Annotated in this window: 1 protein-coding gene; it reads left to right on the top strand. The window is 71.6% G+C overall.

The genetic code is table 11. The annotated features are described in order from the left end of the window. The coding region (locus tag GH737_RS15675) for a hypothetical protein (protein ID WP_196233261.1) at positions 1–503 on the top strand (503 nt) is incomplete at both ends.

The raw sequence follows: 503 nt of genomic DNA, 5'->3' as shown, positions 1-503 counted from the left end.
GCCGCGGCGATCAACGGCGAGCACGCCCGCGCCGCCGAGCTGCTCGCCTCGCTCGCCGACGCCCAGCCGGGCGAGGTTCAGTTTGTGCAGCAGGCGATTACCGAAGCGATCGGCGCGGGACAGATGCCGCTTGCGCTCAGCCTCGCGGCCAAGCTCCCGGCCAACAAATTGTCGACCGACGCGCGGCTGCTGCTCGTCGCCGAAGCCGTCAAGCAGCGCCGTCTCGACCGCGCCGTGCCGTGGTTGGCCTCGCAGGGCGGCACCGGCAATCTCGGCTTCCTTGCGCCGCTGCTCAATGGCTGGGATGCGGCCGAGCGCGGAGACCAGGCGCGCGCGCTGTCGAGCATTGGCCAGATTCCGGTCAAGAGCCTGCTCGGCCCGCTGCGCGACGAGGAGCAGGCGCTGATCCTGCTCAAGTTCCGGCGCACGGCCGAGGCGGAGCCCTTCGCACGGCGTGCTATCGGTTCCGCCGGCGAGCGCGAGACGCGGGTCAGGCTTGCGCT

This window comes from Sphingomonas segetis (genome assembly GCF_009720245.1).
Classification (GTDB): domain Bacteria; phylum Pseudomonadota; class Alphaproteobacteria; order Sphingomonadales; family Sphingomonadaceae; genus Sphingomicrobium; species Sphingomicrobium segetis.
Note: the sequence above shows the minus strand (reverse complement) of the source record. Positions and strands in the feature narration are given on the sequence as shown.